The sequence below is a fragment of the Streptomyces sp. NBC_00306 genome (genome assembly GCF_036169555.1).
Classification (GTDB): Bacteria; Actinomycetota; Actinomycetes; order Streptomycetales; family Streptomycetaceae; genus Streptomyces; species Streptomyces achmelvichensis.
In genome coordinates, this window is the sequence record NZ_CP108032.1 from 8,041,954 (window position 1) to 8,055,144 (window position 13,191).

A 13,191-nucleotide genomic window follows, 5' to 3' on the forward strand; every position below is an offset into this window, starting at 1 on the left:
ACGAAGTTTGCGAACTCCGTCCTGCACTAGGCCGCAGCGCCGCAACGTGCGATGCCCGGGTGGCCCCGTCTCCTGCCGGAGCCGGGCTTTCGGGAAGGTGACGCATGGGTGCGGCCCGGTCATTCCCGAACCACGCATCCACGCCGAGGTCACCGCCTACCTGCGCTGTCATCCAGACGAGCAAGTTATGTGCGGTGTTGCAGTCAGGGTCCTGCGTTGATGAGTCACCGATGGCTGCCTCCAGCCGCAGGTCAGGCGCCGGATTGTTGGGAGATCCACGGAGCAGGTCTGGGTCACGCCCGGGTAGAGGGTGGCTTGGGACTCGGCGCGAGTGGCCCGATCGAGGTCAACGACCGTGCGTCGTCGTTAAGGGACTGGACGAACCGCTGCGCGACGACCTCCAGCACGGCTTGGCTACCAGTGCCACGACCGAGCACAGCCCCCACCACTACCGCCAGGACGGCCGAGCGGACACTTGCTGCCTGGCGGAGGACGGATCACCAGCCGTATGAACTTCTCCTCCTGGCCCACGCTGCTCGTTGCCGACATCGAGGGCAACGGCAACAACCCGCCCGACCTGGTCGAGGTCGCCGCGTTCCCCGTACGCCACGGACAAGCCGACAAAACTACGGCCGGCGCATGGCTGACCAAGCCGCACCGCCCCGTCACGCCCTTCGCCGCCCGGGTGCACGGCCTGACCAACCAGGTGCTTGAAGACAAGCCAGGCTGGGACGAGATCCGGGACGAGGTCCACACGATGCTCGGTACGGCGTGGATCGCAGCCCACAACGCCCACGTGGACTACCGAGTCCTGTCCGCACACCTCCCGAAGTGGCAGCCGGCCGGAGTCATTGACACGCTCCGGCTGGCCAAGGCCACCTACCCCGATCTGCCCAAGCACAGCCTGGACGCCTTGATCGAGCACGTAGCCCCAGACCTGCGTGAAGCCCCCGCCCAACGTCACCGCGCCACTTTCGACGCCTACGCGACCGCCCAGCTCCTCATCGCCATGGCCGACCGCTACGAGAGCTGGGAACACCTCGTCGTCGCCGCCGTCCCGCCTGGCCTGCCCGGAGCACCCGAACCAGAACAGGAACCCACTCTGTGGTGACCTCGACAGAAGCAGCGTCGATCTCCGGCTCACCGTCACCGAGATTGCGAACTCCTGATCGACATCTCGGACTCGGCCTGAGTGCGCCGACTTCGCGACAGCCTCCCCTGACCAAGGCCGCGGTCTAGGGACGGCCATCCAGTTCGGCGCCCGTCGTGGAAACCCCAGAGCGTGTCCGCCGATATCCGCGGGCTTCGCTGCAGCGCGACGTACGACATGTACGGCTGAGAAAGCAGCGAGCCGTTTGCGATGCCGCCACCGTAGGCTGCACGCCCAGAAGCGGGCGAGTCCGCGTGTCATACGGCCATCACTCTAGGCCGTTCTGCATTGCGTCCTCGTTGGGGCGAAGCAACTCGCGGGCGCCGCGCCAGGTGAGGTGTTCCACGAGGTGGTGCGAGAGCTGGGAGACCGCGAAGACGAACACGAGGTCGTCGAACGGCTCCAGCCGGGAAACCTCTCTCCGCAGTCTCAGCGACTCGGGCACGCTGCTCACGGTCTGGGCCTCCTACGTCTGAACCGCGGGCCGGGCAGCCCGCGCGGCGTCAGCCGGGTGGCATGTGCGACGGCCGGACATGAATGCCCGACACCGCACGCCATCCGGACGATCCCCGCCTCCAACACCTCCTGAACCGGATGAGCCACCATGCCGAGTTCGAGCACTGGTGGCAGGCACACGAGGTCGCTGTCCAAGGCACAGGGAACAAGGTTTTTCCACCATCCACGGGCTGGCACTCTCGTCCTCGACTGGGACACGCTCACCAGCTCCACAGTCCCTGACCAGCACCTGGTCATCTGGACTGCGCCGCCCGACAGTGCCTCGGAACGGGGCCTCCGTCTCCTGGCGTCGGCCACAGCCAGAAGTGAAGCGGGAAAGACGTCCTACTCGCCGCCACATTCCTCGTGAAACCGAGCACCTACGGATCGGCGGCTCAAGCGGTCAACACTTCTGACCTGGACTACACCGTCCCCGGCCAGCGTGGCTCTCGGACAGGGGCAAGATTGACGACGAGGTCCCCCAGCGCGACGAGCCGTTTCGTGGCACCACCGTCTCCCGGAGGCCCGTGGTCGCTCTTTCGCCGTCGAGATCATCAAAGGCCCGGTCCGGTGTGGGCCTGGGATGAACCGCACCCTGCACGGACAACCAGCACGACCCGGCACTCAGGACGCCATCGTCGACACCGCACTGAACACCCACTGCCGCGGACACCACTATCGGCACCGGTACGCCGCGGCCACTGGCGCACCGCACCTTCACACCCGCCTGGGTAGCGACGCCGCCCCCAACTGGCAGCGCCCACCACGCCGACGGCATCGACCACCACGCACGCGCCGAAGCCACGCACCGGGCCATCCTGGCCCGCACACAGCAGCACACCGCTGCCCCCGGCCCGAAACGGCCGACCGCTACGCCTCCTCACAGCCGTGAGCCTCAGCGGGGCGGCCTCCAGCGCGTGAACACACATTGGTCGGGACCGGCATGAATTCCGAAGGGCAGCCCGACCCGTTCGAGAAGGAACCCCTCGCCGGGACGCGGACGGTGTGTCCGCAGCCCTGACTCGACCGCCGTGGCGCTGAACTTGTCTACCAGGTTCTGACCGAGCGGGAGGAAAAGAACAACGTGGCGACCGCCTCGAACGAATCGCTCTCCGGCTGGACGAAGAGCTTCACCGACCCCCGCCTCTGGGCGGCCATCGTCGACCGCCTCGCGACAGTCCGGCCGCCGCCCTCGCCAGAGGTCTTCAATAGCCCGCGACCGGCGGTCACCCGGGACTCAGGACGCGGCGGCCAAGAACCGCAGGGCGGTCGTGACGTTGGACGGCATATCGATCAGGTTGTCCAGCACCGAACGGCAACCGGCCCACGGGGCGAACTCCTCCCTCCGTAGCTCCGCCGCCTCCCATGTCGGCTAGAGAAGCCCTCAAACCCCCGGGACGGGCCCTCGAGCCGCCCGCGGTGCACCGCCGGATCCGCGGGCGATCACCGGTAGGCTGCGGCGGTGCGAACGGTCGAGCTTCTGTTGGACGAAGCGGCAGAGCTAGCGGTTTGGGAGGCTTGGCGGCGGCTAGCGGACGCGGGGCTGCCCAGTCAGGCGCACCTCCGCTCACCGACCAACCGACCGCACCTCACCGTGGCTGCCTGCCCGGAGTTGACCGCCCCGATTCGCTGGGAGCTCGCAGAGGTGGCTGCTGTCCTGCCGCTGCCGGTGCGGTTCACCGGCGTGGTCCGCTTCGAGCGGCCCACCTCGGTGTTGGCCTGGGCGCTGGACCTCGACTCCGCGCTGACCGGTTTACACCGCCGGGTGTGGGAGGCGGTGGCCTCGGACAGCCAGCCCGAGACCCTCAACCCCTTCCACAAACCCGGGCGCTGGAGTCCGCACATCACACTCGGCCGGACCCGGCGGGCCGGTGCCTTCGCTGACCGGCGGATCGCTGAACTGCTGCCCGCGCCGCCGCTGTCGGCCCGACTCACCACTCTGCGCAGCTATGACACTCAGACCGGCGCACTGGAGGTGCTGGAGCCGCGCCCGTGAGACGCTGTCCCTGCCGTTCAAGTCGTAGAGAGAGCGGGCGACACGGGCAAGAACCACGACGGCGAGAGAGCGTCCGGCATGGTCGGCCACGGCGCCCTCCACGCTTCCCTGCGGGGCGAGCACATGACCATCTGCCTCACGCCCGGCCAGGAGGTCAGCCACAACACCGTGGCCAACGACCAAGGCGACTCCCACACCTGGGCCACGAGCTGCTGAGACACGACCACACACAGTCGACTGCCCAGGTGGCTTGATCGTCGCCCGAGCACAAGATCGGTTCGCTGATTCCGTACGCGCCGCCGGGCAGTGCTGATGGGTGGGATCGGGGGAGTGGGGGGCCGGGGACGTCGAGGGAGGGGGCGGGTCCTGGCCGAGTGGGCCTGCTTCAGTGGCTTCTCTCGGGCGGTGATGGCGCCGGCAGGCCGCGCAGGTATGGGCTGGGCGTGGCGGAATGTCGGCTCTCGGGTTCACGGGCCGGGCCGGCTGGGCTGGGCGGGATGTCTGCTCAGGTGGGGTTGATGTCGGTGTGGAGCAGGTGGTGGTCCGAGTGCGGGGTGGGATGTACTCGGTGCTCACGTGGGGTGATGCCGCGCAGGAAGATGTAGTCGAACGTGGTCTGCCAGTCGGTTGTCGGTGTGCAGGTGCCGGTGGGCGTGGGACGGCACTGAGGGTCTGCATCTGCGGCCAGTGCCCATAGGCGGGCGAGTTCGGGAGTAGCCGGCTCGGCGTTGAAGTCGCCGAGTACGATCGCGCGGTCGTGCTGGGCGACGTCTGCGGCGAGTACGCGGGTCTGCTCTGCTCGGACTGCTTCCTGGCGTCGTTGGGCGAGGTGCGTGTTGAAGACCCGGACAGGCCGGCCGCCGACCTGGGTGGTGACTGCCATGTACCCCCGGTCTTCGGATCCTCCTTCGGGGTATTCCCTGTGGCGGCGGTCTGTCATGGGTGCCGCTGAGAGAATCGCCTGGCCGAAGGCCCCCGGGCTCCACGGCATGCCTCCGCAGCGGCGCCAATTGCGAAGAACCGTCCCGTACTCGACGTGGTAGACCAGCCCGTGACGCCTCTTCAGATTGTCGCGGATCCTCTCGACGTCACGCACGCAGGCTTCCTGAAGGCCGATGACCTGGGGCGCAAGTGTGGCGATCTCCGCCGCCCGGTCGGTGTTGCTTTCGTCGCAGGGGTTGCAGATGTTCCACGTCATGACCCGGTTCGGTACAACATCCTTGGCGGCTCCGACGGGCAGTGACCTGGCGAAGAGGCCACCGTTCGGTGCGCTGGGGCCGGCAAGCACCACGCAGGCCACGATCACGGTGCCCGCGACTAGCCGCCTGCTTCTTCCGGGCACCATCGCCTCCTCCGCGTGGATACGCATGGCCTTCGACGTCTTCATCCACGAGGTTATGGGACGGGGGTGCCCAACAGCACCACCGGTGTGCGGGTCTCGTTGCGCTTCGGAGCAGGCCCAACCCCGACCACGCCGAGCCGGTTCGTGCCGCAGCGCACCCGCAAGGGGCTGCTGCGCCTCCTGTGCGGAGTCCAACGGCCATCCACTGAGGAACATGGCCCCGTCGGGCTTTGCGATCTCCTCGCCGCGCTCGCAGGCATGCAGGGACGGTCGTCCCAGCCCCCTTCTGGCGGAGACCACGGCTGACCCCGGCAAGCGTGTTCGTTGCAGCCCTCGTTTCGATCCGCGCGGTCAGTGCGCGTCGAGGCCGGGTGCCGGGGTTGATGCTCGCGTCATAGTGCGCGCACGGGCACCTGCCGTCCGTGGGTGCGGATTTCAGGCCTCTCTCTACGGGCCATGGGTGAGAGATGTGGTGCGCGATTCAATGCGCGTTTGATTGAGCGATCGGGGTAAAGTGGCGGCGGAGGTGACCTCTGTGCCCACGGAGAACGAGCTGTTCAACGCGGTCGACGCGCTGCTGGAGCAGGTGGCTCAGGATGATCTGCCGCCGCCTGCGGAGCGTCGGCGGCTGCGTGAGGCGGCGGGGCTGAGCCAGGCGGAGATCGCCCAGGCCTTGGACACACGCCGGGAGGCAGTGGGGAATTGGGAGTCGGGGCGGAGTGAGCCACGGCAGCCGAAACGTGCCGCCTACGTCCGGCTCCTCGAGGGTCTCGCCGCTCGCTATCCCGCAGAGCCCGAAGCGGCTCCCACCTCCGACGTGACCAGGGTCCTGGGAGGGCTGACCGGTCCTGCGCCCGCTGCGGTTGTCGACCAGCAGCAGGTTGAGGCACCCGCCCCCACCCCTGTCGCGATGTCCCGTCCGGTGGAAAGCAGTGCCAGACCGTCATCGAGGCGCCCAAGAGCGGAACGGGCTGCAGCGATGCCTGCCCCTGCGGCAGTGGGTGATCGGCGTTGTGGGAACGGCCCGCTCGCGGTGGTCGACGTCGAGGACGGGACGGCCTTCGCGTACTGCATCGGAGGTCTGGTGCTGGACGTGCCCGCCGCATCGCTGCCGGCATTGGTCGAGTGGACCCTTACCGAGGCGAAGCTGGGACAGCCGAAGCTGTCCGGGCCCGGTAAGGACGCCGACCCCCTGATCGTGCTCACCGAAGCTGCCTTGGAGCGCTACGGCCTCCCCACACGTCTCAGCGACGCGGAGCGTCTCTCGGGGCGCCTGCCCGAGGGCCACAAGGCGGTCAAGCAGTTGGTGCGGGCCGAGTGGAAGTTGACCAGGCGCGGGTTCGGGCCGTGGGCCCGGATCTACCGGCCGGCAGAGGGCGGCAGGCGCCAGTGCGTGCAGTTGTGCATCCCGTCGTGGGGTGCGCTCGATACCCGCCACTGGCTGGACGCCGCAGTTCTACCCCCGGCTGACCTCGCGCGGGTCCTGGGCACCTACGCGATGCGGGTGATGACGCCACGCGGCTCCACCGCGGTGACCGGCCTGGAACTGATGACCGCGCTGCATCCGCCGACCCGGGCGTCCGAGCCGGACGCGGACGGTAAGCGGCACAGCGAGCACAACCCCGGCTCGCTCGGGAAGGAGCCGGTCGATCCTGCGCCCTGTGAAGTGCCCGACGGGCATCCGCTCCTGGCCCACCTGCCGCGCTTCCACCAGCGGGGACCTGCCGAGGTGCTCGTCGAGGAGGCGTACGACTGGGCCCGGCCGCTCACCGATGACGAGTGCACGAAGCGGCATCTGGTGGGTATCGACGTGAACATGGCGTTCGCCGCCGGTGCGAACGGCACCGTCGTCGGCCTCGGCGCCCCCACCCACGTCACGAACCCGGTGTTCGATCCGAAACTGCCCGGCTCCTGGCTGGTCGACCTCTCCCACGTCGACCTGTCACGCGTGAAGTCCGGCAAGGACTGGGTGGAGCTGGACGGCGATCTGCTGCCGAGCCCCTTTACGCCGAAGGGCGAACGGCCCGGCGGTCCGGCCTGGTACGCGACACCGACGGTGGCGTACGCGGTCGAGCTCGGCTACGACGTCACCCCGATCGAGGCCTACGTGCGGAACGACAACGGCCGCTACCTGGACGGCTGGTACAACCGGCTCCGCGACGCCTACGTCGCGACGATGGCCGACCTCGGCGTCGCCGCCGATCTGGCGCCGGACGCGTTCCTTGCGGCGATGGACGGCTACCGCAACAACGACCCCGACATGGCGATCGTCGTCTCCGCGATCAAGGCGACCGTAAAGGGCGGCATTGGCAAGCTCCGCGAAAGACCACGCGGCGAGGGCTGGAAGCCCGGCCAGCCCTGGCGGGCCCTCGCCCGGCCGACATGGCGTCCGGACATCCGCGCCGCGGTCATCTCCAAGACCCGCACCAACATGCACCGCAAAATGCTCAAGCACGCAGCCTTCACCGGCCAGTACCCGGTCGCGGTCCTGTCCGACTGCGCCGTCTACGCCGCCGACGGGCCCAGCCCGCTCGATTTCCTGCCCTACCGGGAAGGCATGCCGCTGCCGGGCGGTTTCCGTCTCGGCGTCTCCCCAGGGATGGTCAAGCACGAGGGCACTCAGAGCGTGCTGTGGGGCGAAGGCGTCCGCGAAGAACACGGCCCGGAACTCAACCTCGCCCGCTACATCAAAGACGGCAGCATCATCCACACGGACACGGGGGAGTAGCGGCACATGGCAACGTTCGGAGACGGCCTCGAGCAGGCCGTCCAGAAAGCCTTCACCCGCCCCATCCCCAAGAGCGCAGGTGCGCAGATGCGCTACCTGGTCAAGCAGTACAAGAGCACCAAACAAGTCGCCCAGATGCTGCGGATCTCCCAGCGCACCGTCGAACGCTACGTGAAAGACCAGATCAAGAAGCCACGGAAGGATCTGGCGCAGCGCCTGGAGCGCGAGGTCAAGAAGCGCTGGCAGCCACAGATCAGGCAAAGAGCCAAGGAGACCGCGGCCACCAGCGACGGCATCGTCATCGACTTCCGCGCCCGCCTCGGCTACACCGCCCCGATCGGCTCCACCGACCAGGACCGCATCCGCCACCTCACCGTCGCCCTGCCGCCCCAGTACGCCGCCCGCCTCTTCACCGCCCAGGAACAAGGCGCAACAGAGCGGCAGTTGCAGGAGATCGCCGCCGACGCCCTTAAGGAGGTCTACTTCCAGGATGGCGGCCGCCGCGCCGGCAGCCTGGAAGAGGTCCGTTTCACCGACGTCGAGCACATCCAGTTCGAGCTGTAGACGGGCTCACGCTGCGCGCCACGCCGCTGACATGAGCCGGAGCACGTTCGCTGTCACATAGGCAGGCTTGTTGTCGCCATCGGTGGTGCTGGCTGTTGTCGCTTCGCCTCAGCTATAGATGGGGGTTCCCATAGTGTGTTGGCGGCTGAGGCGCGGGGAGTCTGTCCACGAGCTGGAACAGGAGCGTGGTGTCCAGCTCCGCGGTTCGGTTGTGGATTCCCGTGCGAGCGTGTTCGAAGTCGAAGGCGGCGTGCAGGCTGGCGGTGATCTGGTCCGTGTCGGCTACGCCGAAGTTGATACGGGTCACGTTCACTCGGTTGTGGGTGGCGAGGAGATAGATCGAGCCATCGATGAAGCCCTCCTCGAAGTCCGTGGCGAAGGGGAAGGTTTGCTGGTTCAGGGCCATAAGGTGCGTGGCTGGCAGATTGATGAAGTCCAGGCTGATCTCGGTCTCGATGAGCGTTGGCCCGCCGAGGCCGGGGCGGAAGGTCGTGGGCTCGTATTCGTCGTCCGCCGAGAAGGGCGCGAGGGGGATCTGGATGGTCCAGGTGCCGGCGACGGGGTGGCGGAGATCCGCTCGGTGGTAGCGGATCACGCCGGTGAGGGGCTGGAGGAATTCGTCGGTCAGGTCGAACATGGGTGGAGTTTCTCAGGCGGGACCGCGGCCCTTCGCCTGGGCGATCGGTTCAGATGCGTCGATTGACCCGGCCAGTTGATCGGCATGGGTGTCGAGCAGCGGCGTGAGTGCGCGGTAGTAGGGGTGCTGTTCTGAGCCAGTCGCAGACATGTGTCGTTGTCGGCTCCAGATGGCGCGGAGCTTGGGATCGTGTGCGATGTGCGGTGGGCATGGCGCTGTCGGTGTACTCGTGAATGGCCTTCTGACCCCACGAGGACCGCCCACCAAGGCATCGCCGACGCCGTGCCTACCAAACCATCGGCAGGACGCCGGATCATGCCCACTCCACGCCGAGGTCGGCGAGGGCTGCCCGTTGGGGTTCGGTGAGGCCTTGGCGGCGTTGTTTCTGGTTGGCGTACCAGATGCCGAGGGCGAGTTCATGTTCTTCACCGTCGATGAGGATCGTCTCGCGGTGCGGCCGGCGAACCGTCGTGGTGCCCTCTCGTGCGATGTACTGCGCGAGTGCAGTCACGCCGCGCTGGAACGCCAGCGACATCGGCCTCTTCGCGGCAGCCTTCGCCCGCGGCGCAGTCAGCGGCTTCGGGGCTGGCGTGATGCCCAGTCGGGTGAGGCGCTGTTGCTGCGCTTTGGAGAGCTGGCTCCAGTCGCGGGACTGCCTGTTGATCCATGTGCCGAGGTCGTCGCCGTTGAAGAGAACACCCGGTTCGATGACCGGTAGTAGGCCGTCGGCGTCGAGGAGGTCGGCAAGCACGCGGTAGTGGCGTTGCCAGTCCAGTGGCCAGGGGCAGTTCCAGTCGGGGTCGATCGCGGTGAGCTGTGCCGCGCGTCGTTCGGCGCGGTCGGTGTCTTTGCTGAGGCCTCCCTTCCTGCGGAGGTTGGCCATGTGCTGCCCGACTGGGACCGGTTCGCTCTCGCCGCTCTCGACGTCCTCCCACACGGCGTCTTGCCGGGGGGCCAGGTGCCCGTGCGCGCGGTGGAAGGAGCGCAGCGCGGATAGCTTCTTTTCCCAGGCTTCGTCGCCCGGTTCCCACACCATGCCGGCTGCGTCAAGCAGTTCGCGGCGGTGCTCGTCGAGGAGACCTGCGCGGTAGTTGCGGCGCTGTTCGTGGATCCATGCCCCGAGGTTGAACGGCTCGTTGTTGATGGTCACGGTGGTGTCGTAGGGGACTGGGCGGCGGCCGGTGATCCCGTGGTGGGTGCGCCAGTTCTGCAGGGCCTGCCAGCCTTCCAGCCAGACGGTCGCGTCGGGGCGGATGACACGGGTGCGGACGAACGCGGCGATCGTGGCAGGGTCGCGCGGGGAGGCGAAGTTCATCATCACGCTCACCGGCTCCGTCTCGGAGGCCTCGCCCTCACCGCCCCCCTCGCTCGTGCTGGTGGTGACGTGGTGCTTCTTCTCCCGGGGCTGACGGGTGAGGGAGCGAGAGGCGAGCTGCTCGACGATGCGTTCGTCGTGTGAGCGCAGGCCTTGGAGGATGTCGACGAGGGGCTGGAAGCTGGCGGAGGCGACCATGTTCGTGGGGTCCTCGCCCGGTTGCAGGAAGACGGGCACGATGATGCGGCAGGTCTTCGCCGTCCCATCCGGGTTCGGGCGCAGACCGCGGCCGATGTTCTGCACGATCTGCACCATCGACCCGCGGGCGCCGACGATGCACACGGCCTCCACCCCCCGCTCACCGACGATGTCGACACCTTCGCCGAGAACCCTCACGGAGGCGAGGAACGCGCGGTGCACGCGCCGGCTGTCGGCGTTGATGCCGTTCGCGAACTGCCGCAGGACCTGACGGCGGTGGGCGATGGGGTGGTCGCCGCACAGCCAGTCGGCCCATACCCGGTTCGCTGGCACATGCAGCTCCCGTGCCAGGTCCTCCAGGTCGTTCGGCTCGGCATGGATGGAGGATGCGGGCCGGGCATCGGCTTCGGCCAGCGCATGCTCGGACACCTGCGTCTCATGGAGCTCTGCGGCCGTGACGGGCAGGTTCGCCGCGAACGCTTTCGCCTCCTCGACCTGCTGGTGGAAGGTGAGCACGGTACGCAGGTTGAGCTTCGCCGCGTGCTCGAGGAGCGCTGACTGCAGCAGCGCCAGGCGGCGGCCGCGCATCGCGTCCTCGGACAGGCCGACCGAGAAGTCGGGGTCTTCGATCTCCAGGACGTCGATCTCGAAGGGTGCGAGGATGCCGCGTTCCACCGCCTCGGACAGGCCGAGTTCGTAGATCCGCTCGCCGTAGACGCCGTCGAGGTCCGAGGCCATCGTCGCCAGCGCCATCTCTTCGCCGTCGCGGCCGCGGGCGGGCCGGGCCGGTGCGAGGATCCGCGGGGTCGCGGTCAGGTACAGACGGAAGGCTGCGGGGATGCGCTTGTTGTCGTGGATGGCGGCCCACGGCTTTCCCAGGTCACCGGCGGTTCCGTGAGCCTCGTCGATGACGGCGAGGTCGAATGGGGCCAATTGCTGCCCGTACAGGGCCGGGCCGCCGGCGAGCGCGGTCTCCAGCGGGCCACGGACCCGGCCCGACGGATCGCTCGGATCCTCGCGGTCGACGAGGGAGGCATACGTTGCCAGGACCACGACCGGCCCGGTCCCGGCCCACAGGGCGAGCTGGATCGGGTTCGTCGTCGTCCGCACGCCCAGAGCGTCCAGGACCTCGTCCTTCTCGATCGAGCACACCGCCACCATCGGCGCCGTGTGCCCGACCCTGCGCCACGACTCAGCCGTCTGCACCAGCAGTTCAAGCGTCGGCACCATGACCAGGACCCGCCCGTGCCGGTGGAGGTCCAAGGCGGCGGAGGCAGCGGTGTAGGTCTTGCCCGAACCGGTCGCGGAGACGACCGTCGCCCGCAGACCACGCCCCGACTGCGGGGAGCGTGCAGAAGCGGCACGGGCCTTGATAATCCGCCGCTTCGCTTCCACCTGATGCTCACGGAGCCTGATCACGAGCTATTTCCTCCCCTGAACCACGAATTCCAGGCTATCGACATCGGACTGTTCGGAACGTGAGGAACCGGCGAACGGCGCGGTGGTCAGACCTGGGCCCAGTCCGAGTTGCAATCAGCCCGCCCAGCCGATGCCACGGAGCTCGATCGCACCGGCGTGCGGCAGGTACTGGATCCAACAGCGAGGTCCGAACGCCTCGCGGATCTCCTCCACCGAGCCCGGAGCGCGGACATCGGGCCAGGCCACCCGCCGGCCCCAGGCCCGCCGGTGCCTAGGGTGTGCGGGAGATCATCCGACAAAAGGAGTACGTGCATGGGTTTGCGGGCCATTGTGACGTTCGATGCCGCCGTCGGCCGCGGGGTCGGGAACGGGCTCGCCGCCTGGTACGGCGCCGCCCTCGCGGGCCCTCTGCAAGAGCTCGTCGAACGGGAGCGGCTGGGGACTGTGTTCACCCTGGCGCGGGCTGCCGGTGCGGTCGGGGTTGTGCGAAACGGCTGGAGGTAGGCGCGACGGTTCCGTAGCCGCAGTGTAGCCGTGTGTCTTGATCTCTTCCCAGAGGGTCCAGGCGTTCGTGCAGCCCTCCGCCCATCGCTCGTGCAGGTAGGGCTTGAAATCGTCGAGCTTGGTCGGGCGGTTCTGCCACTGCCCCTGGAACAGGTCTTCCGGCCTCGCGGCGTCTGCCAGCCGTTGGACGGTGCGGTAGGTCATGCCCAGCTGTCGCTGGATCGAGCGTCGGCTGTGGCCGGCAGCCAGCAGCGCGTGGACGCTGGCGGGCTTGACCCGGGTACGGTCGGCGAACCGGTGCCCGGTGGGCCGTGGCGACCCGTTCTCGGCCGGTGCTGGAGCCGGAACCGTCTGCGGCACCGACTCGGCGAAGGCCGCGCGGAAGCACGAGCGGTGGCGGGAGATACACCGCTCTGCCGCTTCGCCGAGGTTGCGCTACAGATGGAACCGGTCGGCGACCTGGACCGCGGTGGGCGCCCCATGCTCGCACCCCCGGCAAAGAACGGGGCGCGATCGCGACAGACGACCTTGATGCCCAGGCGTTCGGCCAGCCAGGTCGCGACCTGCCTGCCTCGCGATCCGGCAGCAGGTCCACCGGCCTGCGGGTCTCGACGTCGACCAGCACGGTCCCGTAGACACGGCCCCTGCGCATCGCGTACTCGTCGACGCCGACCACACGCGGGACCTGTGGCAGGAGATCCGGGAGAGCATCGACCAGACGCAGGACCGTATTCCGGCTGCCCCTCGCCCCGAAGACGTCGGCCAGCCGGGCACCAGCGCGGCCCAGCCAGGGCGAGGCCGACCTCGGCCGGCACCGACCGCGTTCGTTCGGTCCGCTGGGTG

13 protein-coding genes and 1 pseudogene are annotated in these 13,191 nt (G+C 68.4%); 8 read left to right on the forward strand and 6 right to left on the reverse strand.

Translation table 11 applies throughout. The features are described from left to right. The first annotated feature begins 508 nt into the window (after positions 1–508). Entirely contained in the window at positions 509–1,111 is a 603-nt protein-coding gene (locus OHA05_RS35865) for a 3'-5' exonuclease (RefSeq protein WP_328862931.1), read from the forward strand. Positions 1,112–1,418: 307 nt separating this feature from the next. Here the strand turns inward: OHA05_RS35865 and OHA05_RS35870 are convergent, their stop codons facing one another. Next, a complete protein-coding gene (locus OHA05_RS35870; RefSeq protein ID WP_328862932.1) occupies positions 1,419–1,604 on the reverse strand; it encodes a low temperature requirement protein A in 186 nt (61 codons plus the stop codon). A gap of 83 nt (positions 1,605–1,687) precedes the next feature. Between OHA05_RS35870 and OHA05_RS35875 the strand changes: the two genes are divergently transcribed. From OHA05_RS35875 to OHA05_RS35895, 5 genes and pseudogenes are all read left to right on the forward strand, one after another. Then, positions 1,688–1,888, forward strand: a complete 201-nt coding sequence (locus tag OHA05_RS35875) for an MmyB family transcriptional regulator (RefSeq protein WP_328862933.1) — start codon at positions 1,688–1,690, stop codon at positions 1,886–1,888. Further along, positions 1,794–2,015, forward strand: a complete 222-nt coding sequence (locus OHA05_RS35880; protein WP_328863529.1) for an MmyB family transcriptional regulator — start codon at positions 1,794–1,796, stop codon at positions 2,013–2,015. The genes OHA05_RS35875 and OHA05_RS35880 overlap by 95 nt, the downstream gene beginning before the upstream one ends. A gap of 651 nt (positions 2,016–2,666) precedes the next feature. Further along, positions 2,667–2,816, forward strand: a pseudogene (locus OHA05_RS35885) (ATP-binding protein); the annotation flags it as partial. 291 nt (positions 2,817–3,107) lie between these two features. Beyond that, positions 3,108–3,641, forward strand: coding sequence for a 2'-5' RNA ligase family protein (locus OHA05_RS35890; RefSeq protein ID WP_328862934.1), 534 nt, complete (start codon positions 3,108–3,110; stop codon positions 3,639–3,641). 78 nt (positions 3,642–3,719) lie between these two features. Then, complete coding sequence (locus OHA05_RS35895; RefSeq protein WP_328863549.1) at positions 3,720–3,857, forward strand: hypothetical protein; 138 nt, start codon at positions 3,720–3,722, stop codon at positions 3,855–3,857. Between the two features lie 289 nt (positions 3,858–4,146). Here OHA05_RS35895 and OHA05_RS35900 read toward each other — a convergent pair whose 3' ends face one another. Further along, positions 4,147–5,028: an endonuclease/exonuclease/phosphatase family protein gene (locus OHA05_RS35900; RefSeq protein WP_328862935.1), complete on the reverse strand. Its 882-nt coding sequence runs from the start codon at positions 5,026–5,028 to the stop codon at positions 4,147–4,149. A gap of 490 nt (positions 5,029–5,518) precedes the next feature. Here OHA05_RS35900 and tap point away from each other — a divergent pair, with 490 nt between their 5' ends. Both tap and tpg read left to right on the forward strand, forming a co-directional pair. Beyond that, the gene (gene tap / locus OHA05_RS35905; RefSeq protein ID WP_328862936.1) at positions 5,519–7,711 is read left to right on the forward strand and encodes a telomere-associated protein Tap; all 2,193 of its coding nucleotides are present in this window, start codon (positions 5,519–5,521) and stop codon (positions 7,709–7,711) included. 6 nt (positions 7,712–7,717) lie between these two features. Next, positions 7,718–8,275 carry a telomere-protecting terminal protein Tpg gene (gene tpg / locus OHA05_RS35910; protein WP_328862937.1) on the forward strand — a complete coding sequence of 186 codons (558 nt, stop codon included), beginning with the start codon at positions 7,718–7,720 and terminating at the stop codon, positions 8,273–8,275. 112 nt (positions 8,276–8,387) lie between these two features. Here tpg and OHA05_RS35915 read toward each other — a convergent pair whose 3' ends face one another. The 4 genes from OHA05_RS35915 to OHA05_RS35930 all read right to left on the reverse strand — a co-directional run bounded on the left by OHA05_RS35915 (position 8,388) and on the right by OHA05_RS35930 (position 12,708). Next, positions 8,388–8,912 (reverse strand): hypothetical protein, encoded by a 525-nt coding sequence (locus OHA05_RS35915; RefSeq protein ID WP_328862938.1) that lies wholly within the window; start codon positions 8,910–8,912, stop codon positions 8,388–8,390. A gap of 313 nt (positions 8,913–9,225) precedes the next feature. After that, positions 9,226–11,844 (reverse strand): DEAD/DEAH box helicase, encoded by a 2,619-nt coding sequence (locus OHA05_RS35920; protein ID WP_328862939.1) that lies wholly within the window; start codon positions 11,842–11,844, stop codon positions 9,226–9,228. Positions 11,845–11,958: 114 nt separating this feature from the next. Then, a complete protein-coding gene (locus tag OHA05_RS35925; RefSeq protein WP_328863550.1) occupies positions 11,959–12,090 on the reverse strand; it encodes a hypothetical protein in 132 nt (43 codons plus the stop codon). Between the two features lie 42 nt (positions 12,091–12,132). Next, complete coding sequence (locus OHA05_RS35930; protein ID WP_328862940.1) at positions 12,133–12,708, reverse strand: hypothetical protein; 576 nt, start codon at positions 12,706–12,708, stop codon at positions 12,133–12,135. Between the last annotated feature and the right edge of the window lie 483 nt (positions 12,709–13,191).